Raw genomic sequence first — 20601 nt, forward strand, 5'->3', positions numbered from 1 at the left:
TGACGTGAGTGAACACCCCGAGCCCGCCGAGACCCCCGGGCGCCGCCTCGACCTCGAACCCGACACCGTCGAGCGCGACCTGATCAAGCTGGTGCTGACGGTCGTCGAGCTGTTGCGCCAGCTCATGGAGCGCCAGGCGCTGCGCCGCGTCGACGAGGGCGACCTGAGCGAGGACCAGGAGGAGCGGATCGGCCTCACCCTGATGCTCCTCGACGACCGCATGACCGAACTGCGGGACCGCTACGGACTGCGGCCCGAGGACCTGAACCTGGACCTCGGGCCGCTGGGACCGCTGCTGCCCCGGGAGTGAGCACTCCCGGGGCGGCGCGGCCTCTTCACCTGTTGTTCGTCGTCACCAGTCGTTCACCACCGGTACCAGCGGCCCCTGCCGCCACCGGCCGTCGTCCCGCGGGCCAGGAAACCGATCACCCACAGGACCAGAACCGCCAGAGCGATCCACCAGAGAACCTTCACCGCGAACCCGACACCGAAAAGGACGATCGCGAGAAGCAGTACGAGCAGAAGCGGAACCATAATGTTGAACCTCCTGTCGTACTGGTTTCCCGAATTCCACCGGACAGGCGTCGGTCAGGCTTCCTTTCGGCACAGAATCTCTCCGTGCAGGACGCTGAACCAGCTTTCCGGGTGATTTCCCCAGTCCCGCCAGGCCGCCGAGACCGCGCGCAGCCGCTCGGGCGTCGCATGGCCGCCCTCGGTGGCGCGCTCCGCGTACGCCGACGCGAGGGTGCGGTCCGCCCACAGGCCGCTCCACCAGTCCCGCTCCTCGGGCGTGGCGAAGGTCCAGGTGGCCGAGGTCGCCGTGATGTCCGTGAACCCCGCCCGCAGTGCCCAGGACTTCAACCGGCGTCCGGCGTCCGGCTCGCCCCCGTTGGCGCGGGCCACCCGGTGGTACAGGTCCAGCCAGTCGTCCATGCCCGGGGACGCCGGGTACCAGGTCATGGCGCCGTAGTCGGAGTCGCGGACGGCGATGATCCCGTTCGGCTTCGCGACCCGCCTCATCTCGCGCAGCGCCCCCACCGGGTCGCCCACGTGCTGGAGCACCTGGTGGGCGTGGACCACGCAGAAGGTGTCGTCCGGGTAGTCCAGCGCGTGCACGTCCGCGACCGCGAAGTCGGTGTTGCCGAGCCCGCGCCCGGCGGCCGTGGCCCGGGCCCGCTCCACGATCTCCGGCGACCGGTCCACGCCGGTGACGTGGCCGTCCGGAACCAGCTCCGCCAGGTCGGCGGTGATGGTGCCCGGCCCGCAGCCGACGTCCAGGATCCGCATGTGGGGCCGCAGGGATCCGAGCAGGTAGGCGGCGGAGTTCTCGGCGGTGCGCCAGGTGTGCGAGCGCAGCACCGACTCGTGGTGCCCGTGCGTGTAGACGGCGGTCTCGTGCGGCTTCGGCATGGTGGATCCCCTCTCCCGACAGTGCGATCACGGTACGCCCGCCAGCCGCATGGTGAGATATGTGTTTTGCCATGTGGACTGACGGGGCGTCACGTCGTCGGTCGTCGTGTCGTCATCGAGCCGGGACGGGCGGGATCGAGCGCTCCGGCGGGAGCGGTCTTCAGGAGAGCAGCCCGCCACCGGGCAGCGGCCGGTACACCGTGAGCGCCTCGGGCAGCTTCTCCAGCGTCAGGTCGCCCTCCGTCTCGGTCAGCTCACCGTCGAACGCCATCAGCGTGCCGGGCGCGACACCCGACAGGCGCAGCCGGGGAACCTGCACCGCCGCGTGCGCGGGCGAGCGGGTCAGCGGTCCCGCGAGCGCCGCGGACAGCAGCCGCAGGGCCGGCCGGCGCCCGCCGTGCACCACCCGTACGTCCAACTGCCCGTCCGCCATGTCCAGTCGGCGCCCCGAGGCGAGTCCCCGGCGGTGGTACGTGCCGTTGCCCGCGAACAGCATCCACAGCGGGCGCCTGCGACCGCGCACCTCGGCCTCCAGCGGGTGCCGGTCGGCGCGCAGCACCCGCACGGCCGCCAGCACCCCGGCCGGCCAGCCCCCGATCCGGGGCGACCAGCGCTCCCGCTCGTTGACCAGCTCCGGGTACACGCCGAGGCTGAAGGTGTTCAGGAAGACGCCGCGCCGCCCGCCGGAGGCGAACCGGCCCACGTCCACCCGCACCCCCTCGCCCCGCTCCAGCGCCCCGCACAGGTCCCGTACGTCCTCCACGCCCAGGTCGTAGGCGAAGTGGTTGAGCGTGCCGCCGGGCAGGACCGCCAGCGGCAGGTCGTGGCGGAGCGCGATCTCGGCGGCGGCGTTCACGGTGCCGTCGCCGCCGCACACGCCGAGCGCCCGGGCGTGGCCGGCCGCCTTCTCCAGCTCCGCCCGGACGTCCGCCGGCTCGCACTCCACGACCTCCGCGTCGGGCAGCGCGTCGCACAGCGCCCGCACCCGGTCCGAGGTGCCCGAGCCGACGTTGGCGACCATGACCAGTCCCTCGCCCGCCGGCAGCGCGGGCACCTCGGCACGCGGCCGGGCCGGCGGGGTGTGCTGGGCCCGGGTCGGCACCATGCCCCGTACGGCGAACGCGGCCCCCGCCCCGAGCGCGGCACCGGCCAGGACGTCGCTCGGGAAGTGGACGCCGGTGTAGACCCGGGACAGGGCGACCGCGGCGGCCACCGGGGCGACCGCCGCACCCCACGCCGGGGACTCCAGCGCGACCCCGGTCGCGAACGCGGCCGCCGAGGCCGCGTGTCCCGACGGGAAGGACGTCGTGATCGGCTGCCGCTTCAGCTGCCGGACCAGCGGCACCGGGTCCAGTACCGGGCGGGGCCGGCGCACCGAGCGCTTGCCGAGGGTGTTGATCGTCAGCGAGGCCAGGCCCAGCGAGGCGATCCCCCGGGCCGCCGCACGGCGCGCCCTCGGTGTGCGCGACGCGGCCAGGGCGGCGGCCGCGGCGAACCACAGCACCCCGTGGTTGGCGCTGCGGCTCAACCGGGGCAGCAGAGGGTCGGCGCCGGGCCAGGTGCGGGCGGCGACGGCCTCGAACACCCGCTGGTCCAGCCGCAGGAAGCCGTTGCGGAAGGGGTGCGGGCCGGGCGTGGCGGCGGTGAGGTCTACGTCGGGGCTCATGGGTCCCGCCTACCCTGCGGACGGCGTTTCCTGCCGGTGCCCCGCCCGTGTCCCGCCTCACGTACCGAGGGCGCGGACGCGGCGGACGAAAAGGGTTTGCCGGGGGCGCGGCCGGAGCCGCAGAATCCGGTGTCATGGGTCACCTCGAAGCCGCGCACCTGGAGTACTACCTCCCCGACGGGAGGGCACTCCTCGGCGACGTCTCCTTCCGCGTGGGGGAGGGTGCCGTCGTGGCCCTCGTCGGGCCCAACGGGGCGGGCAAGACCACCCTGCTGCGTCTGCTGGCCGGCGAGCTCAAGTCGCACGGCGGCTCCGTCACCGTCACCGGCGGCCTCGGTGTCATGCGCCAGTTCGTCGGCTCCGTACGGGACGAGACGACCGTGCGCGACCTGCTGGTGTCCGTGGCGCAGCCCCGGATCCGCGAGGCCGCGCGCGCCGTCGACGCCGCCGAGCACGCGATCATGACGGTCGACGACGAGGCCGCCCAGTTGACCTACGCGCAGGCACTCGCCGACTGGGCCGAGGCGCGCGGGTACGAGGCCGAGACGCTGTGGGACATCTGCACCACCGCCGCGCTCGGGGTGCCCTACGAGAAGGCCCAGTGGCGGCAGGTGAGCACGCTGTCCGGCGGCGAGCAGAAGCGCCTCGTCCTGGAGGCCCTGCTGCGTGGCACCGACGAGGTGCTGCTGCTCGACGAGCCGGACAACTACCTCGACGTGCCCGGCAAGCGCTGGCTGGAGGAGCGGCTCGCCGAGACCCGCAAGACCGTGCTGTTCGTCTCGCACGACCGGGAGCTGCTCGCCCGCGCCGCGCAGAAGATCGTCTCCGTGGAGCCCGGCCCCGCCGGCGCGGACGCCTGGGTGCACGGCGGCGGCTTCGCCACCTTCCACGAGGCCCGCCGGGAACGCTTTGCCCGCTTCGAGGAACTGCGCCGCCGCTGGGACGAGAAGCACGCCCAGCTGAAGAAGCTCGTCCTGACGCTGCGTCAGGCCGCCGAGAACAGCGCGGACCTGGCGTCCCGCTACCGCGCCGCCCAGACCCGGCTGCGCAAGTTCGAGGAGGCCGGGCCGCCGCCCGAGCCGCCGCGCGAGCAGGACATCAGGATGCGCCTGAAGGGCGGTCGCACCGGCGTGCGCGCCGTCACCTGCGGGCAACTCGAACTCACCGGCCTGATGAAACCCTTCGACCTGGAGGTCTTCTACGGCGAACGGGTCGCCGTCCTCGGCTCCAACGGCTCCGGCAAGTCGCACTTCCTGCGGCTGCTGGCCGGCGACGACGTGGCGCACACCGGGGACTGGAAGCTCGGGGCGCGTGTGGTGCCCGGCCACTTCGCGCAGACCCACGCCCACCCCGAGCTGCTGGGCCGCACCCTCCTGGACATCCTGTGGACCGAGCACGCCCAGGACCGGGGCGCCGCCATGTCCCGACTGCGCCGCTACGAGCTGACCCAGCAGGCCGAGCGGGCCTTCGACCGGCTCTCCGGCGGCCAGCAGGCCCGCTTCCAGATCCTGCTGCTCGAACTGCAGGGCGTCACCGCCCTGCTCCTCGACGAGCCCACCGACAACCTGGACCTGGAGTCGGCGGAAGCCCTCCAGGAGGGCCTGGAGGGCTTCGAGGGCACGGTCCTCGCGGTCACCCACGACCGCTGGTTCGCCCGCTCCTTCGACCGGTACCTGGTCTTCGGCAGCGACGGACGGGTGCGCGAGACGGCCCAGCCGGTCTGGGACGAACGCCGGGTGGAGCGGGCCCGCTGACGTCCGGGCTCCGGAGGAGACCCCGGGCGATCACTTCCAGCGCAGCAGCGCCCCCAGGCCGCCCACCGGTACCTTCCGAGCGGTCTCCGGCGGCAGCACCGGCGTCACCGAGATCGCGGGGGCGCCGGTCATCACCGCCGAGCGCAGCAGGGCGTCGTCCGCGCGGGCCGACCAGGAGTTCTGCTCGCCGAGCGTCTTCAGCTCCGTACGGCGCACCGCCACCTGGTCGGCGTCCTCGCCGATCCAGACCTCGCGGTGGGTGTCGGGGGCGTCCGGGATGACCAGCAGCTCGTCGATGCGGTGCTCCCTGGCGGCCTCCACCAGCGCGGGCACGCCCTCCGCCGCGCCGGCCCGGCCCTCCTCGTCCGGCGACCGGGCGGCCAGGAACCGGTCCAGGTCCTCCCGGGCGCGGGCCCGGACGTGGTCCTCGCGCAGCCCTTCCACCTCGTCGTCCAGCAGCCTGCTGCCGGCGCCGCGCGAGGCCTCGGCGATGCGCTCCTGAAGGCGGCTCGGCAGCCGCTCGTGCACCGAGCGCCGCTCCCGGTCGTCACCCACCAGGATCAGCAGGTCGGCGCCCGTCTCCTCCTGGCACACGGCGAGCGCGTCCGCGATCTCCGCCGCGTTGTGCTCCCAGGTGTTCTCCACCCGGAGCTGGAAGTGGCGCTCCGACCAGTCCACGCTGCTCGTGCGGTGCACCGGCCACTGCCTGCCGGTCACGCCGCCCGCGTCCGAGCTGCCCAGCGCGCTGCGCAGCTCGAAGTCCGCGCCCTTGCGGTCGATGTACGCCACCACGCACACCGGGTCCTCGCCGGCCAGGTCCAGCAGCGGCGTGACGTGCGGCAGCGGGGCCCAGTCGGCGGTGGTCCCGCCGTACGGGGGCCGGGCCAGCGGCGGATCGAGGACCACCTGCCCGGCACACGCGAACAGGGCCCGCCCGTGCGGATCGGTGGCGTGCCGCAACTCGTCCACCGCCTCCCGCACCGCCTGGCAGGTGGCGTCGTCCGCGCCCTGCTCCGCCAGCTGCCGGGCCACCGCGGCAGCCGTCAGCTCCCGCTCGTGGGGAGTGTCCTCCGTGTGGCGGGAGAGGTCGACGTAGACGGAGGCCCAGGGTCCCTGGTGCTCGTAGAGGGGGTGCAGAAACGCGAGATCCATGTGGCTGCCCTCCCGGGTGCCGCTCGGGGGTGGTAGTGCTCCGGGGCGGGTACCCGGGACGCATGAACGAACACGACACGCGGGACGACACCATGACCGGAGTGGACCCGGGCCGCCTGGACGACCAGCAGCTGATGAAAGAACTGGAGACCATCCACCGCACGCGCCACGACACCCTGCTGTACGGGTCGAACGACGCGCTGCGGGCCCACAACGACCGCATGGCCGGGCTGGAGGGGGAGTGGCTGCGCCGCAACCCCCGCCGCCCGGTGGCCGCGGGCCGCACCCGGGAGGGCGCCAGGGAACGCGGCTGCGGCCAGGCCGCCGCGCCCGGTGGCTGACGGTGACGGTGGCGGCCGGGCGTGGCGGCGGGCCACCGGTGGTCCGCCACCGGTGGCCCGCCTCACGTGTTCCTGGCCGCCGCCTACGTGTTCCTAGTCGCCCGCCTTGGCGAACTCCGCGAGGTACGTCTCGCAGAACGCCTTCAGGTCGTCCGGCTTGCGGCTGGTGACCAGGGTGTTGTTGCCCGCGTCGCAGACCTTGACCTGTTCGTCGACCCAGGTGGCGCCCGCGTTGCGCAGGTCGGTCCGCAGACTGGGCCACGAGGTCATGGTGCGGCCGCGCACGACGTCCGCCTCCACCAGCGTCCAGGGCGCGTGGCAGATGGCGGCCACCGGGCGGCCCTGCGTGAAGAAGTCCTTGACGAAGGCCACGGCCTTCTCGTCCGTCCGCAGGAAGTCGGGGTTGGCCACCCCACCGGGCAGGACGAGACCACCGAACGAGTCGGCGGAGGCGTTGCCGACCACCTCGTCGACGGGGAAAGTGTCCGCCTTGTCGAGATGGTTGAAGCCCTGGATCTCGCCGGACTGCGTGGAGACCAAAACGGGGTCGTGACCCGCGTCCTTCGCCGCCTTCCACGGCTCGGTCAGCTCGACCTGCTCCACGCCCTCGGGCGCGGTGAGAAATGCGATGCGCATGGAGTTCGGGCTCCCTTCCTTCACGTACCGGCCGGACCGGACCGGCCGCCCTCGGTGAGGGCCACCGCCAGCTCCTGGACGTTGTCGTAGCGCGCCTTGTGCGGCAGCCGGTCCAGCTCCTCGACGAGGGCGTCCGGTGCGTTGCCGCGGCGCAGTGTGCGGGTCAGTTCCCGCGGTCCCGCGGGGAAGCTGCCCCGGGTCAGGTTCCGGGCCAGCTCGAGCCGCAGGGCCTCCAGGTACGTCGGTCCGCGGCCCGGGGTGACGGGTCCGTACATGACGTCCGGATCGTCCTCGGCGGCAGGTTCCGGGTCGTTCCACTCCTCGCTGCGGGTGGGGTGCCCGGACCTGAGCAGACCCTGCAGTTCATGCTTCATCTCGTCGTCGCGGTGGACGCTCATCCGGTCGCTGCCTCGCTGCATGTCTCCCTCCAGATCCTTAAGGGGATGCCGAATCCTTAAGGGGGTGCCGACCGCGTACCCGGACACCGCGGGCCGACACGGATTCATCCGGACGGGTCCGCTCCGATTTCCGGCGGATCCGTAGCGGATCAGTAATCGAGAAGCGCGGGCCGCCGTGCCCCCTCTAGCGTGTGACCACCGAGGCACTGAGGGCGTCACCTTCACCGAGCCCCCGACAGATGGAGACACGATGAGCAGCGCCAAGAGGCCGGGCACGCAGCAACCCGGGTCGCACGCCGCCGACAGTCACGACCTGATCCGTGTACACGGCGCCCGCGAGAACAACCTCAAGGACGTCAGCATCGACATCCCCAAGCGCCGGCTGACCGTGTTCACCGGAGTCTCCGGCTCGGGCAAGAGCTCGTTGGTGTTCAACACGATCGCCGCCGAGTCCCAGCGGCTGATCAACGAGACCTACAGCGCGTTCGTCCAGGGCTTCATGCCCACGCTGGCCCGCCCCGAGGTGGACGTCCTGGACGGCCTCACCACCGCCATCATCGTGGACCAGCAGCGGATGGGCGCCGACCCCCGCTCCACCGTCGGCACCGCCACCGACGTCAACGCGATGCTGCGGATCCTCTTCAGCCGCCTCGGCGATCCGCACATCGGCCCGCCCAGCGCGTACTCCTTCAACACCGCCTCGGTGCGGGCCAGCGGCGCGATCACCGTCGAGCGGGGCAACAAGAAGGCGGTGAAGGCGACCTTCCAGCGCACCGGCGGCATGTGCACGAACTGCGAGGGCCGCGGCACCGTCTCCGACATCGACCTCACCCAGCTCTACGACGACTCCAAGTCGCTCGCCGAGGGCGCCTTCACCATTCCCGGCTGGAAGTCGGACAGCCAGTGGACCGTGCAGGTGTACGCCCAGTCCGGCTTCGTCGACCCGGACAAGCCGATCCGCGACTACACCGACCGGGAGCTGCGGGACTTCCTCTACGGCGAACCGGTCAAGGTGAAGGTCAACGGCGTCAACCTCACCTACGAAGGGCTCATCCCGAAGATCCAGAAGTCCTTCCTCTCCAAGGACAAGGAGGCGATGCAGCCGCACATCAGGGCCTTCGTGGAGCGGGCCGTCGCCTTCACCACCTGTCCCGAGTGCGAGGGCACCCGGCTCAGCGAGGGCGCCCGCTCGTCGAGGATCGGCAAGATCAGCATCGCCGACGCCTGCGCGATGGAGATCCGGGACCTGGCCGACTGGGTCCGGGAGCTGGCCGAGCCCTCGGTGGCGCCGCTGCTCACCGCGCTGCGGGACACCCTCGACTCCTTCGTCGAGATCGGCCTCGGCTACCTCTCCCTCGACCGGCCCGCGGGCACCCTGTCCGGCGGCGAGGCACAGCGCGTCAAGATGATCCGCCACCTCGGCTCCTCGCTCACCGACACCACGTACGTCTTCGACGAGCCCACCGTCGGACTGCATCCCCACGACATCCAGCGCATGAACGACCTGCTGCTGCGGCTGCGGGACAAGGGCAACACGGTCCTCGTCGTCGAGCACAAGCCGGAGGCGATCGCCGTCGCCGACCACGTGGTGGACCTCGGCCCCGGCGCCGGCACGCAGGGCGGCACCGTCTGCTTCGAGGGCACCGTGGCGGAACTGCGGGCCTCCGACACCGTCACCGGCCGCCACCTCGACGACCGCGCCGCACTCAAGGAGTCGGTCCGCAAGGCCACCGGGGCCCTGGAGATCCGCGACGCGCGGACGCACAACCTCCAGGGCGTCGACGTGGACGTCCCGCTCGGCGTGCTCTGCGTGGTCACCGGCGTGGCCGGCTCCGGCAAGAGCTCCCTTATCCACGGCTCGGTCCCGGCCGGCGCCGACGTCGTATCGGTCGACCAGAGCCCCATCAAGGGCTCGCGGCGCAGCAACCCCGCGACGTACACCGGACTGCTCGACCCGATCCGCAAGGCCTTCGCCAAGGCCAACGGCGTGAAGCCGGCCCTGTTCAGCGCCAACTCCGAGGGCGCCTGCCCCACCTGCAACGGCGCCGGTGTCATCTACACCGACCTGGCCATGATGGCCGGCGTCGCCACCCCCTGCGAGGACTGCGAGGGCAAGCGGTTCCAGCCCGCCGTGCTGGAGTACCGCTTCGGCGGCCGGGACATCAGCGAGGTGCTCGCGATGTCGGTGGACCGGGCCGAGGAGTTCTTCGGCGCCGGCGAGGCACGCACCCCGGCCGCCCACAAGATCCTCCAGCGGCTCTCCGACGTCGGCCTCGGCTACCTCACCCTCGGCCAGCCGCTGACCACCCTGTCCGGCGGCGAGCGGCAGCGGCTCAAGCTGGCCACCCACATGGGCGAGAAGGGCGGCGTGTACGTCCTCGACGAGCCCACCACGGGGCTCCACCTCGCCGACGTCGAGCAGCTGCTCGGCCTGCTCGACCGCCTCGTCGACACCGGGAAGTCGGTCATCGTCATCGAGCACCACCAGGCCGTCATGGCACACGCCGACTGGATCATCGACCTCGGCCCCGGCGCCGGTCACGACGGCGGCCGGATCGTCTTCGAGGGCACCCCCGCCGACCTCGTCGCCGACCGCTCCACCCTCACCGGCGAGCACCTCGCCGCCTACGTCGGCGCCTGACGGTGGCGACGCCCACAGAGCCGGACACCGCCGGCACGGCTACCGGCGGTGTCCGGCGCTGTGGGATCGTGGTCGGGTGACGACGCTGGAGGATCTGGCCCGGCTGCGCCGGGCCCGCGACCTGATGGACCGCGAGTACGCGGAGCCGCTCGACGTGCCGGCGCTGGCCCGCGTCGCCCTCATGTCGGCGGGCCACTTCTCCCGCAGCTTCCGCGCCGCCTACGGGGAGACGCCGTACAGCTACCTGATGACACGACGCATCGAGCGCGCCATGGCGCTGCTGCGGCGCGGCGACATGAGCGTCACCGAGGTCTGCTTCGCCGTCGGCTGTACCTCGCTGGGGTCGTTCAGCTCGCGGTTCACCGAACTGGTCGGCGAGAGCCCGAGCGCCTACCGGGAGCGCGACCACACCGACGGCGCCGCACTCCCGGCCTGCGTCGCCAAGGTCTACACCCGGCCGGTCAGGAACGGCGAGCAGGCCAGGAACGAGCCGTTCACGACCGGTGAGCCGGTCAGGAACAAGCCGTTCGCGACGGGTGAGCCGGTCAGGAACAAGCCGTTCGCGACGGGTGAGCCGGTCAGGAACGGAGAAGCGACGCCCGCGCCGCCGACCGTAGCGTGAGGCGCATGGACATCAACCTCTCGCAGTGCTTCATAGCCGTCGACGACCACGACCGGGCGCTCGCCTTCTACCGGGACCTGCTCGGCATGGAGGTCCGGGGCGACGTCGGGTACGAGGACATGCGCTGGGTGACCCTCGGCTCCCCGGCCCAGCCCGACGTGGACATCGTCCTCGAACCCCCGCTGGCGGACCCCAACGCCTCGGCCGCCGACCGGCAGGCGATGGCCGACCTGCTGGCCAAGGGCCACCTGCGCGGCGTCATCCTCGCCACCGACGACGTCGACGCCGTCTTCGAGCACCTGCGTGCCGCGGGCGCCGAGGTCCTCCAGGAACCGGTCGACCAGCCCTACGGCGTCCGCGACTGCGCCTTCCGTGACCCGGCCGGCAACATGGTGCGCTTCAAGCAGCCGCGCAAGGGCTGAGAAACCAGGGGGTTTGCAGCGGGGGACAGGGGGCAGGCGCAAGGTCAGTGCTTCGGACAGGAGGCACGTCCGTGGGAGCGGCGCGACGCCGCCACGGATGCGTCCGTCCGGTGCCGGACGCCCTCCCACGGTGACCGCCCGACCCAAGGGCCGTGTCGTCGCACCGGTTCCGCCCGCACCCACGGGCCCGGGGTTGCCGCAACCCCGGCCGCCTGCGGGCGGACCGCACCGACCGGACTGGCAGTCCGGCGTGACGACAGGACCCCGCGCTCCGAGGGAGTTGCGACACACCATGCCGATCCACGCCAGTGTGAAGCACCCGCACGACGACGCCCCCGACACCGCCGACGACTTCCGCCGGCTCGTCACCCTTCCCGACGGTCCCGAGCGCGACGCGCTCCGCGACCGGATCGTCGAGGCATGGCTGCCCATGGCCGAACGGCTGGCGGGACGGTTCCGCAGCCGCGGTGAGAGCTTCGAGGACCTGCGCCAGGTCGCCGCCCTCGGCCTGGTCAAGGCCGTCGACCGCTACGACCCCGAGCGCGGCAACGCCTTCGAGAGCTACGCCGTGCCGACCATCACCGGCGAGATCAAGCGCCACTTCCGCGACCACATGTGGACCCTCCACGTGCCGCGCCGGGTGCAGGAACTGCGCAACCGCGTGCGCTTCGCCGGCCAGGACCTGTCCCAGACCATCCCGGGCCGCAGGCCCACCGTCGCCGAGATCGCCGAGCGCGCCGACCTGAGCGAGGAGGACGTCCGGGTGGGCCTCGAGGCCCTGGAGAGCTTCACGGCCCTGTCCCTGGACGCCGAACTCCCCGGCAGCGAGGACGGCTACTCGCTGGGCGACGCGCTCGGCGCCCCCGACCCGGCCCTCGACACGGTCGTCGACCGTGAGGCCGTCAAGGACCGGCTGGCTGCCCTGCCCCCGCGCGAGCGCGCCATCCTCTACATGCGCTTCTTCGACGACATGACCCAGAGCCGCATCGCCGAGCAGCTCGGCATCTCCCAGATGCACGTCTCCCGCCTGATCACCCGCTGCTGCGACCGGGTGCGGGAGCAGGTGCTGCGGGACCCGGGTCCGGGAGCGTGAAACCTCGGGCTCACCCGCCCGGACGCCTCCTTCGCGCGAACGGAGCACGGTGACGGGCGTCCCCCCGCCGGGCGGGCTGTGATGGCCGAGGGGCGCGAGTGCAGTGCCCCGCAAGCCGTCGCTCGAAGGAGCTCGTCCCATGCGCCGCACCGCCCGCGCCCTGTCCGTCGCCGTGCTGGCCAGTGCCGCCCTCGGCATCTCCGCGGGGGCCGGCGCGGCCGACCCGGGTGTCCCGCCGCCCCCCGCCGACGTGGGGGAGCCCGTCGCCCCGCCGTCCGCCGACGACCCGGCAGCCGTGCCTCCGCCGACCGCCGAGGAGGCCGTCCCGCCGTCCGCCGGCCAGGCCGCCGCACACGTCAGCCCGGTGCGGGCGGCACCCGGTGACACCGTCACCGTCTCGGTCTCGTGCGGCCCGACCGGCGGGGCGGCCGCGCCCGCGAGCCTCGACGCCACCTCGGCGGCCTTCGAGAAGGGCACCGTCGAGTTGCGCAAGGTCGCGGACGACGGGGGGACGGGCTCCGGGCCTGCCTACCGGGGCACCGCCCGCATAGCCGCCGCCGGGGACTTCGCGGCCGAGCCGGGTGCGCAGAGCACGAAGAACTCGACGGACACCCAGGGCGCCGCGGGCACCGAGGGCACCGAGGGCTCGGCGGAGACCGAGGACTGGGCCGGTACGGAGGGCGCCGGGACGGAGGGCGCCGGGACGGAGGGCGCCGCCGGGGTCGCCGAGGACTGGACCGTCGACGGCGCCTGCCCGGACGCCTCGGGGGGCGAGGACGGCGACCCCTGGAGCGCGACCATGAGCGTGCCGGAGGAGAGCGGTGCGGGTGCGGGCACGGGCGCCGCCCAGCCGGCGTGCCGCGAAACCGCCGCCCCGCGCGCCGGGACCTCGACGCACGGCACCCCCTGCGCCCCGACCAAGCCCGCCTGCCCCGAAACCCCCGCCCCGCGAGGTGAGCCCGCCGCACGGGGCACGTCCTGCACCGGTGGGACGGCCGAGCACGGGGTCCAGGCCGGTACCGGGGGGACCTTCGGCGACTCGGTGCCCGCGCTGGTCGCCGGCGGCCTCCTGATCGCGGGCGCGTGCGGTGCGGCAGCGCACCGGCTCCGGCTGCGCCTGCGCGGGGAGAACGGCGAGCGCTGACCCCGCGTGGCGCCGGTCCGCTGTGACACGCGCGACCGGAGCCGCCGGCCATGACGAGGCGGCACGGTGGGTACTGGGATCAACGAGCGGCGCCCCGGCAGGGCACCGAAGGTGAGACGGGACCCGTCCTGGTGGGTCCCGGTGCGAGTGGGGCCGGAGCACGGCCCGACGGAAGAAACGGAACGGCGACGGAGACGGGGAACGGGAACGGGACGGACGAGGAACGGCGAGGGAATGGGGAGACCGGAACGGGCAAGGTATCGGCGAGGGAGCCGGGGGACGAGACGGGCAAGGTAATGACGACGGAGCGGGGGGCCGGGAAGGGCAGGAAGCGACGACGGAGCGGGGGAGCGGCGACGGAGAAGCCGACCGGCGCGGAGAAGCCGACCGACACGGAGGAACCGACCGGCGCGGAGACACCGGACGGTGCGGAGAAGCCGACCGGCGCGGAGGAACCGACCGGCATGGAGGAACCGACCGGCACGGAGGAACCGACCGGCACGGAGACGCCGGACGGTGCGGAGAAGCCGACCGGCACGGAGGAACCGACCGGCGCGGAGACACCGGACGGTGCGGAGAAGCCGACCGGCGCGGAGGAACCGACCGGCACGGAGACACCGGAAGGCGCGGAGAAGCCGACCGAAACGGAGGAACCGACCGGCACGGAGCAGCCGACCGGCACGGAGACGCCGGACGGCACCAAGACACCGGACGGCACCGAGACACCGACCGGCACCGAGACACCGACCGGCACGGACCGCGCGGAGGTACGTATGCGGCGCACGGACCCCGGGGGTCTGGCAGTCACAGGACCCGCAGGCCACGGCACCGGCGGCGGTGCCGCCGCGGGGCACGAACCCGTGGGCCACGGTCCCGTCCGTTACGGCCCGCACTTCCCCGACGACGGGCTGCCGGTGCTGCCCGAACTGTCCGCCGTACTCGCCGCCGCCGCGGGCCGCGCACGCGGGGAACCGGCCGGCGGCGGCGCCGCCCTCCTGGACGCCGCGAGCGGCTACTGGGACCGGCGCGGCCTGACCACCGAGCCCGCCCACCTGGCCGCCGCCCCCGGCGCGGGCGCCCTCCTGCTCGCGCTGACCGCCGCGCTGGACGGCGACGTGCTGGTGCCCCGTCCCTGCGCCGCCTGGTGGGCACCGTACGCACGGCTGCTGGGCAGACCCGTCTTCCACGTCCCGACACCGGCCGAGTCCGGCGGCGTGCCCGATCCGTACGCCCTGCTGGAGACCGTCCGCCGGGTCCGCGCCGAGGGCGGCGATCCCCGGCTGCTCGTGCTGTCCGTCGCCGACGACCCGACCGGCACCGTCGCGCCGCCCGAGCTGCTGCACGAGACCGTCGAGGCCGCGGCGGCCGAGGGACTGCACCTGGTCAGCGACGAGACCTGGCGCGACACCCTGCACGACGCGCACGCCACCGTCGTCCTCAGCCCCGCCGAGATGCTGCCCGAACGGGTCACCGTCGTCACCGACCTGGCGGGCGCGCTGCTGCCGCCGGCCTGGCCGGCCGCCGTCGCCCGCTTCCCCGCCTCCGCCGCCGGGAGCGGCCTGCACGCGCGCGTACTCGACGTGCTCACCGCGCTCGGCGCCCGCGTCGCGGCCCCCGTCGCCGCCGCGGCCGGGTACGCGCTCGACGAACCCGAGCCGGTCACCGCCCACCGGGCGGCCGCCGTGCGCCTGCACGCGCGCGTGGCCGCCGCCGCGCACGCGGCCGTCGTCGCCGCGGGCGCCACCGCCCGGCCCCCGCAGGCGGGCCGCCACCTGTACGCCGACCTCGGCCCACTGCGCGACGCGCTCGGCGCCGAGGGCGTCGGCGACGCGCAGGAACTGGAGGACTACCTGACCGCCCGGCTCGGCATGCCCGCCCCCGGCGGCCACCGCTTCGGCGACGAACTGTCCGCGCTGCGGGTCCGGCTCGCCACCGGCCCCCTGCTCGACGCGGGCACCGACGAGCGGCGGGCGGAATGCCTCCTGTCCTCGGACCCGTTGGAACTGCCACACGTGCAACGCGCGTTGACCGGTCTGAAGTCGGTCTTCGACGGTCTCCGCGACGCTCAGCGATGGGAGCCCCCTCGATGACGCAGCAGCCCCGGTCGACCACGAGCACCCCCGCCTCCGCCAAGGACGCCGCCGCCCATCCGCCGCTCGCCGAGCCCCGGCCGCCGGCCGAACGCCGGGTGTGGCCGCGGACCTTCCACGACCGGCTGACCGCACCCCTGCCCGGTCTGAAGGCATTCGCCCGCTTCGCCCGCGAGGGTGCGGTCAGACCCGGCCCCGCCGGACTGGCCGACGTCCCGCGGCTGCCCTACGCCCCCGGCCCGCTGCCCCGCGTGGACGCGCGCACCGTCGCCGTGACCTGGGCAGGACACGCCAGCTGGGTGGTGCGGATCGGCGGCCTCACCGTGCTCACCGACCCGGTCTGGTCCCGCCGGATCCTCGGCACTCCGCCGCGGGTCACGCGGGTCGGCGTCGCGTGGAGTGCCCTGCCCCGCGTCGACGCCGTCGTCATCAGCCACAACCACTACGACCACCTGGACGCGCCCACGCTGCGCAGGCTCCCGCGCGACACCCCCGTCCTCGTGCCCGCCGGTCTCGGCCGCTGGTTCCACCGCCGCCGCTTCACCCGGGTCACCGAACTGGACTGGTGGGAGGCGACCGAGGTGGGCGGGGTGCGGTTCGACTTCGTGCCGGCCCACCACTGGTCCAAGCGCACCCTGACCGACACCTGCCGCACCCTGTGGGGCGGCTGGGTCCTCACCGACGCCGACGCCCGGCGCGTCTACTTCGCCGGCGACACGGGATACGGCCACTGGTTCAGCCGCATCGGCCGCCGCTACCCCGGCATCGACCTCGCGCTGCTCCCCATCGGCGCCTACGACCCCCGCTGGTGGCTCAGCGACGTGCACTGCGACCCGGAGGAGGCGGTACGGGCCGCCCAGGACGTCGGCGCGCGCCACATGGCGCCGATGCACTGGGGCACGTTCGTGCTCTCCGCGGAGCCGGTACTGGAACCCCTCACCCGTGTACGCGCCGCCTGGCAGCGGGCGGGCCTGCCCCGTGAACGCCTGTGGGACCTCCCGATCGGCGCCTCCCGCGTGCTGGAGTGACGCTCCCCGCACCCGTCCCCGCTGACCACCGGACGCCTACGCCTTCGCCGGGCCCCGGAACCGCCGCCACACTCCCGGCGCCACGCTGACCAGCACGGTCAGTGCGATCGCCGCGGCCACGCCCTCCCAGGGCTTGCTGAACAGGGCGCCGCTGAGGATCCCGATCAGCTGGTACGTCACCGCCCAGGCCAGACAGGCAGGCAGGTTGCCCCGGGCGAAGCGGCGCAGCGGCCACTCGGCCAGCAGACAGGCCAGCATCACCGGGATCCGGCCGGCCGGCACCAGGCGGGAGAGCACCAGCACCGCGACGTCGTGCTCGGCGAGCTTCTCCTGCGCCTGCTCCAGCCGGTCCTCGGGCGCCCGTGACCGGATCGCCTCCAGCCAGCGCGAGCCGTTCTTCGAACCCACCCCGCGCCGGCCCAGCCAGTACAGCGCCATGTCCCCGCAGAACGCGGCCAGCGACGCCGTCGCGAACACCATCAGCATGGCGAACGGCAGCGTCTGGTGCATCGCCACCACCGCCGCCGAACTCACCAGCGCCCCCGTGGGCACCACCGGCACCAGCGCCCCGATCAGCACCAGCAGGAACAGCGACGGATAGCCGAGCGCCTGCTGCGTCGGCTCCGTCGGTATGTCCAGCGTCGCGGCCGCCAGCCAGCTCACCGCGCGACCTCCACCCGCACACTCTCGCCGTGCCCCAGCAGGTGCACCGCCACCCCCGGAGCGCGCAGCTCCGACAGGCGCACGAACTCCTCGCCGGGCGTGTGGAACTCGTGGGGGCGCACGGCGTCCATCCCGATCGGCCAGTACGTGCCGTAGTGCACCGGCACCGCCGTGCGCGGCGCCAGCCGGGCCAGTGCCTCGGCCGCCCGCCCCGCGTCCAGGTGCTCCGCACCCAGGTAGGGGCCCCAGCCGCCCACCGGCAGCAGCGCCACGTCGACCGGCCCGACCTCCTGCTCCATGCCGTCGAACAGACCGGTGTCCCCGGCGAAGTACGTCCGCGCCTCGCCCTCGACGACATAGCCGAGCGCGGGGGCGCGGTGCCGTCCGACCGGCAGCCGCCGCCCGTCGTGCCGTGCGGGGACCGCCCGTATCCGCAGGTCACCGACGGTCGTCTCGTCACCCGGCGCCACCTCGGTCAGCTCCAGGTGCCGGAGCCGGCGCAGCCCGGGCACCGCCCGTCGTGCGCCCCGGGGCACGAGCAGGCGCGTGCCCGGCGCGAGCCGCGCGAGCGACGGCACATGCAGGTGGTCGGCGTGCAGATGGGACACCAGCGCCACGTCCGCGCGCCACGCCTCGGGCGGCGGCACCGCGCCCCGCCTGCGGCGCAGGTGGGCGAGCCGGCGGACGAACAGGGGGTCGGTGAGCACGCGGATGCGCGAATCCTCGACCGTGCAGGTGGCGTGACCCCACCACGTGAGCTCCACCGGCACTCCTTTGCCTCCTTCGCGCGACTCCCCGAAGCCTACGTCCAGGAGTAGGGTCGGCGGCGAAAACGGGAGGTGACGGGAGGTGAGGGGGGACACCATGGGGCCGGTGCGGGTGACGGCGATCGCGAGTCTGACGCCATTGGAACAGCTGGACGACGACCCCTTCCTGGTCGACTCCCGCAGCCAGCACGCCATGTGCGCCCACTGGGCCGCGGAGCACGGCTACGTCGTCGCCAGACAGCTGCTGGTGCGCGGTCTGCGGCACGACCACGACGCCCTGTGGGACGGAGTGCGCCCCGGACGGGACCTGTTCGTGGCACCCAGCCGCCGGGTGCTGGAGAGCGCGCTGTCCTCCGTCGACGACTTCGCCGCGGAGTGCGCGCGGCGCGGCGTACGGGTCGAGACCGTCGGCCACGCCGAACCGTCCTACGACGCCCGGATGAAAGCGTGCGTGCACCGCAGGCTGTCGATGCCGACCGCCGGGTACGACGGCCGCTGAGCGCCGTCGCGCGGGTGTGAACCGGACCCGGGGGGACAAACGGGCACTCCGGAGCGTTGTGGCAGGGTGGGGAAGGCCCGCACGGACGACGGGCCGGGACGTGAGGTGTGCGGAGCGTGGGTGCAGGGCGTTGGCGCCGGGTCGCCAGTCAGGTCGGGCGGAGTGTCACGGTGTGGGCCGTGTCCACGCTCACCATGCTCGTGCTCGCCGGCATCCTGCCCGACTTCCGGCTCCAGTCGCCCGACGGGGACAGCGCCACCGACATCGCCATGACCGCCGCGGTCGGCGCCGGTGCCTTCGGTCTGCTGTCCGCCCTGGTCTGGCCGCTCATGGTCCGCCTGCTGCTCCTGGTGCCGGCCCTCGTCCTCGGCCTGCTGGTCTTCTTCCTCAACGGCGGGCTGCTGCTCCTCGCGATCGACGTCAACCCGGCCGGACGCGGCGGCGTCGCCCCCGAGACGGCGGTCGTGGTGGCCGCCGTCATGTCCGCCGTCGCCTCCGCCACCGGCGGCGCCCTGGCGGTGCGCGACGACGACGCCTACCGGCGCCGCCTCTACCGCCTCGCCGACCGCCGCCGCAGATCGGGACCGCCCTGCCCGGCCGGGCCCGGCACCGTCTTCCTGCAACTGGACGGCGTCGGCCACGACGTCCTGCTCGACGCCGTCGACCGCGGCGCCATGCCCACCGTCGCCCGCTGGCTCGGCCGCGACGGCGCCTCGGCGACCCACCGGCTCGCCGAGTGGCGCACCGACTGGTCCAGCCAGACCGGCGCCAGCCAGCTCGGCATCCTGCACGGCAGCAACCACGACGTCCCCGCCTTCCGCTGGTACGAGAAGGACAGCGGCGAGGTCATGGTCTGCAACCGCCCGACCAGCGCCGCCGAACTCCAGTACCGCGCCGTGCGGCGCACCGGCGACGGCGGACTGCTCAGCCTCGACGGCGCCAGCCGCGGCAACCTGTTCGGCGGCGGCGCCGACGAACAGGCCCTCGTGCTGTCCATAGCCACCCGCCGCCGCAGCCGCGAGACCCGCTCCAGATCCGGCTACTTCGCCTACTTCTCCGACCCCGCCAACGCCGTGCGCACCGCGATGTCCTTCGTCGCCGAGGTGTGCCGGGAGATCGGCCAGTCCACCCGCGCCCGCGTCCACAAGGTCCGCCCGCGCGTCTCCCGCGGCGGCCTCTACCCCTTCGTGCGCGCCTTCGCGACCGTCGTCGAACGCGACGTCGTCGTCGCCGCGGTCATGGGCGACATGCTGGCCGGCCGCACCGCCGTCTACGCCGACCTGGTGGCCTACGACGAGGTCGCCCACCACTCCGGGCCGGGCGGCCGGGACGCCGCCAAGGTCCTCCAGCGGCTCGACCGGTCCCTCGCCCTGATCGAGAAGGTCGCCGAGCACGCCCCCCGCTCGTACCGGATCGTGCTCCTGTCCGACCACGGCCAGAGCCCCGGCGAGACCTTCCGCGCCCGCTACGGCCTGACCCTCGCCGATCTGGTGCGGGCCGGCTGCGGGCTGCCCGTGCCGCGCAGCGCCCGGCGCACCCGCAGCGGCGCCGAGGCGCGCAACACCGTACGAGCCGCCCTGCACCGACCCGTGGAGGAGGGCGCCGAGCAGCAGCGGCCCGCCGACACCCCCACCGGGCGCCGCTCCGAGCCGATCGTGCTGGCCTCCGGCAACCTGGGCCTGGTCTCCTTCCCGGATGTGCCGCACCGGATGACCCGCGAGGAGATCGACGCCCGCCACCCCGCCCTGCTGCCCACCCTCGCCAACCACCCCGGCATCGGCTTCCTGCTGGTGCGCAGCGAGAAGCACGGCGGTGTCGTGCTCGGCGCGCGCGGCGCCGAGGTGCCCCTGGACCGGCTCGACCGGGACCCCGGGCCGCTCGCTCCCTTCGGCCCCGGCGCCGCCGACGCCGTCCGCCGTACGCACTCCTTCCCGCACACCGCCGACATCATGGTCAACTCCTTCCACGACCCGGTCGACGGCGAGGTCCTCGCCTTCGAGGAGCAGATCGGCTCGCACGGCGGCCTCGGCGGTGCCCAGTCACGCGCGTTCCTGCTGTCGCCGGTCGTGCTGTCCGCGCCCGTCGACGAGGCCGCGGAGATCGTCGGCGCCGAACACGTCCACCGGGTGCTGCGCCGCTGGCTGCGCGAGTCGAACGGCCCGCAGGTACCCGTGGACCCGGTGGACGATTCGCGGTCGAACGCCGCGGAGGGCACACCTTTTCCCGTCGTGGACGGGTTCGTACAGGACAAAAGCGCCTGATTTGGAGCGGTGCC

At 73.8% G+C, this 20601-nt stretch carries 20 protein-coding genes; 12 read left to right on the top strand and 8 right to left on the bottom strand.

The window, feature by feature from the left end; genetic code table 11:
• The first annotated feature begins 4 nt into the window (after positions 1-4).
• The gene (locus IE258_RS18345) at positions 5-310 is read left to right on the top strand and encodes a gas vesicle protein K (protein ID WP_189744773.1); all 306 of its coding nucleotides are present in this window, start codon (positions 5-7) and stop codon (positions 308-310) included.
• A 53-nt stretch (positions 311-363) separates the two neighbouring features.
• Here IE258_RS18345 and IE258_RS18350 read toward each other — a convergent pair whose 3' ends face one another.
• The 3 genes from IE258_RS18350 to IE258_RS18360 form a co-directional block, all read right to left on the bottom strand.
• Positions 364-534: a hydrophobic protein gene (locus IE258_RS18350; RefSeq protein WP_127894908.1), complete on the bottom strand. Its 171-nt coding sequence runs from the start codon at positions 532-534 to the stop codon at positions 364-366.
• A gap of 54 nt (positions 535-588) precedes the next feature.
• Positions 589-1410 carry a class I SAM-dependent methyltransferase gene (locus IE258_RS18355; RefSeq protein WP_189744775.1) on the bottom strand — a complete coding sequence of 274 codons (822 nt, stop codon included), beginning with the start codon at positions 1408-1410 and terminating at the stop codon, positions 589-591.
• 160 nt (positions 1411-1570) lie between these two features.
• Complete coding sequence (locus IE258_RS18360) at positions 1571-3076, bottom strand: bifunctional phosphatase PAP2/diacylglycerol kinase family protein (protein WP_189744777.1); 1506 nt, start codon at positions 3074-3076, stop codon at positions 1571-1573.
• 134 nt (positions 3077-3210) lie between these two features.
• Between IE258_RS18360 and IE258_RS18365 the strand changes: the two genes are divergently transcribed.
• Entirely contained in the window at positions 3211-4830 is a 1620-nt protein-coding gene (locus IE258_RS18365; RefSeq protein ID WP_159325659.1) for an ABC-F family ATP-binding cassette domain-containing protein, read from the top strand.
• Positions 4831-4860: 30 nt separating this feature from the next.
• Here the strand turns inward: IE258_RS18365 and IE258_RS18370 are convergent, their stop codons facing one another.
• Positions 4861-5982, bottom strand: a complete 1122-nt coding sequence (locus IE258_RS18370) for a baeRF2 domain-containing protein (RefSeq protein WP_189744780.1) — start codon at positions 5980-5982, stop codon at positions 4861-4863.
• Positions 5983-6044: 62 nt separating this feature from the next.
• Between IE258_RS18370 and IE258_RS18375 the strand changes: the two genes are divergently transcribed.
• Positions 6045-6323: a DUF6158 family protein gene (locus IE258_RS18375; RefSeq protein ID WP_087806056.1), complete on the top strand. Its 279-nt coding sequence runs from the start codon at positions 6045-6047 to the stop codon at positions 6321-6323.
• Positions 6324-6416: 93 nt separating this feature from the next.
• Here the strand turns inward: IE258_RS18375 and IE258_RS18380 are convergent, their stop codons facing one another.
• A complete protein-coding gene (locus IE258_RS18380) occupies positions 6417-6959 on the bottom strand; it encodes a type 1 glutamine amidotransferase domain-containing protein (protein ID WP_189744781.1) in 543 nt (180 codons plus the stop codon).
• Positions 6960-6979: 20 nt separating this feature from the next.
• Positions 6980-7378 (bottom strand): DUF2795 domain-containing protein, encoded by a 399-nt coding sequence (locus IE258_RS18385; RefSeq protein WP_189744783.1) that lies wholly within the window; start codon positions 7376-7378, stop codon positions 6980-6982.
• 229 nt (positions 7379-7607) lie between these two features.
• On the opposite strand from IE258_RS18385, the gene IE258_RS18390 reads away from it, so the two are divergent.
• The 7 genes from IE258_RS18390 (at position 7608) to IE258_RS18420 (ending at position 16397) form a co-directional block, all read left to right on the top strand.
• Positions 7608-9998 (top strand): ATP-binding cassette domain-containing protein, encoded by a 2391-nt coding sequence (locus IE258_RS18390; protein ID WP_189744785.1) that lies wholly within the window; start codon positions 7608-7610, stop codon positions 9996-9998.
• Between the two features lie 124 nt (positions 9999-10122).
• The gene (locus IE258_RS18395; RefSeq protein ID WP_229892227.1) at positions 10123-10620 is read left to right on the top strand and encodes a helix-turn-helix transcriptional regulator; all 498 of its coding nucleotides are present in this window, start codon (positions 10123-10125) and stop codon (positions 10618-10620) included.
• A gap of 5 nt (positions 10621-10625) precedes the next feature.
• On the top strand, positions 10626-11042 hold the full coding sequence (locus IE258_RS18400; protein WP_159325665.1) for a VOC family protein: 417 nt from the start codon (positions 10626-10628) through the stop codon (positions 11040-11042).
• Between the two features lie 292 nt (positions 11043-11334).
• Positions 11335-12135: an RNA polymerase sigma factor SigF gene (locus IE258_RS18405; protein ID WP_189744789.1), complete on the top strand. Its 801-nt coding sequence runs from the start codon at positions 11335-11337 to the stop codon at positions 12133-12135.
• 139 nt (positions 12136-12274) lie between these two features.
• Positions 12275-13279 carry a hypothetical protein gene (locus IE258_RS18410; RefSeq protein ID WP_189744791.1) on the top strand — a complete coding sequence of 335 codons (1005 nt, stop codon included), beginning with the start codon at positions 12275-12277 and terminating at the stop codon, positions 13277-13279.
• Between the two features lie 773 nt (positions 13280-14052).
• The gene (locus IE258_RS18415; RefSeq protein ID WP_229892235.1) at positions 14053-15369 is read left to right on the top strand and encodes an aminotransferase class I/II-fold pyridoxal phosphate-dependent enzyme; all 1317 of its coding nucleotides are present in this window, start codon (positions 14053-14055) and stop codon (positions 15367-15369) included.
• Positions 15366-16397: an MBL fold metallo-hydrolase gene (locus IE258_RS18420; RefSeq protein ID WP_189744793.1), complete on the top strand. Its 1032-nt coding sequence runs from the start codon at positions 15366-15368 to the stop codon at positions 16395-16397. Before IE258_RS18415 ends, IE258_RS18420 begins: the two co-directional genes overlap by 4 nt.
• Before the next feature lie 36 nt (positions 16398-16433).
• Here IE258_RS18420 and IE258_RS18425 read toward each other — a convergent pair whose 3' ends face one another.
• Both IE258_RS18425 and IE258_RS18430 read right to left on the bottom strand, forming a co-directional pair.
• Entirely contained in the window at positions 16434-17060 is a 627-nt protein-coding gene (locus tag IE258_RS18425) for a DedA family protein (RefSeq protein ID WP_127896778.1), read from the bottom strand.
• Positions 17057-17830 (bottom strand): MBL fold metallo-hydrolase, encoded by a 774-nt coding sequence (locus IE258_RS18430; RefSeq protein WP_161381381.1) that lies wholly within the window; start codon positions 17828-17830, stop codon positions 17057-17059. Before IE258_RS18430 ends, IE258_RS18425 begins: the two co-directional genes overlap by 4 nt.
• Positions 17831-17924: 94 nt before the next feature.
• Here IE258_RS18430 and IE258_RS18435 point away from each other — a divergent pair, with 94 nt between their 5' ends.
• Both IE258_RS18435 and IE258_RS18440 read left to right on the top strand, forming a co-directional pair.
• A complete protein-coding gene (locus IE258_RS18435; RefSeq protein WP_159325879.1) occupies positions 17925-18326 on the top strand; it encodes a hypothetical protein in 402 nt (133 codons plus the stop codon).
• A gap of 107 nt (positions 18327-18433) precedes the next feature.
• Entirely contained in the window at positions 18434-20587 is a 2154-nt protein-coding gene (locus tag IE258_RS18440; protein WP_189744795.1) for a phage holin family protein, read from the top strand.
• Positions 20588-20601 lie beyond the last annotated feature (14 nt).

The organism is Streptomyces tendae, from assembly GCF_014650435.1.
GTDB classification, from domain to species: domain Bacteria; phylum Actinomycetota; class Actinomycetes; order Streptomycetales; family Streptomycetaceae; genus Streptomyces; species Streptomyces tendae.

Coding starts and splice junctions, on each gene's coding strand:
- IE258_RS18360 (WP_189744777.1), bottom strand. CDS start 3,076: ATGAGCCCCGACGTAGACCTCACCGCCGCCACGCCCGGCCCGCACCCC.
- IE258_RS18380 (WP_189744781.1), bottom strand. CDS start 6,959: ATGCGCATCGCATTTCTCACCGCGCCCGAGGGCGTGGAGCAGGTCGAG.
- IE258_RS18365 (WP_159325659.1), top strand. CDS start 3,211: ATGGGTCACCTCGAAGCCGCGCACCTGGAGTACTACCTCCCCGACGGG.
- IE258_RS18355 (WP_189744775.1), bottom strand. CDS start 1,410: ATGCCGAAGCCGCACGAGACCGCCGTCTACACGCACGGGCACCACGAG.
- IE258_RS18375 (WP_087806056.1), top strand. CDS start 6,045: ATGAACGAACACGACACGCGGGACGACACCATGACCGGAGTGGACCCG.
- IE258_RS18350 (WP_127894908.1), bottom strand. CDS start 534: ATGGTTCCGCTTCTGCTCGTACTGCTTCTCGCGATCGTCCTTTTCGGT.
- IE258_RS18420 (WP_189744793.1), top strand. CDS start 15,366: ATGACGCAGCAGCCCCGGTCGACCACGAGCACCCCCGCCTCCGCCAAG.
- IE258_RS18415 (WP_229892235.1), top strand. CDS start 14,053: ATGCGGCGCACGGACCCCGGGGGTCTGGCAGTCACAGGACCCGCAGGC.
- IE258_RS18405 (WP_189744789.1), top strand. CDS start 11,335: ATGCCGATCCACGCCAGTGTGAAGCACCCGCACGACGACGCCCCCGAC.
- IE258_RS18400 (WP_159325665.1), top strand. CDS start 10,626: ATGGACATCAACCTCTCGCAGTGCTTCATAGCCGTCGACGACCACGAC.
- IE258_RS18370 (WP_189744780.1), bottom strand. CDS start 5,982: ATGGATCTCGCGTTTCTGCACCCCCTCTACGAGCACCAGGGACCCTGG.
- IE258_RS18385 (WP_189744783.1), bottom strand. CDS start 7,378: ATGCAGCGAGGCAGCGACCGGATGAGCGTCCACCGCGACGACGAGATG.
- IE258_RS18410 (WP_189744791.1), top strand. CDS start 12,275: ATGCGCCGCACCGCCCGCGCCCTGTCCGTCGCCGTGCTGGCCAGTGCC.
- IE258_RS18390 (WP_189744785.1), top strand. CDS start 7,608: ATGAGCAGCGCCAAGAGGCCGGGCACGCAGCAACCCGGGTCGCACGCC.
- IE258_RS18435 (WP_159325879.1), top strand. CDS start 17,925: ATGGGGCCGGTGCGGGTGACGGCGATCGCGAGTCTGACGCCATTGGAA.
- IE258_RS18395 (WP_229892227.1), top strand. CDS start 10,123: ATGGACCGCGAGTACGCGGAGCCGCTCGACGTGCCGGCGCTGGCCCGC.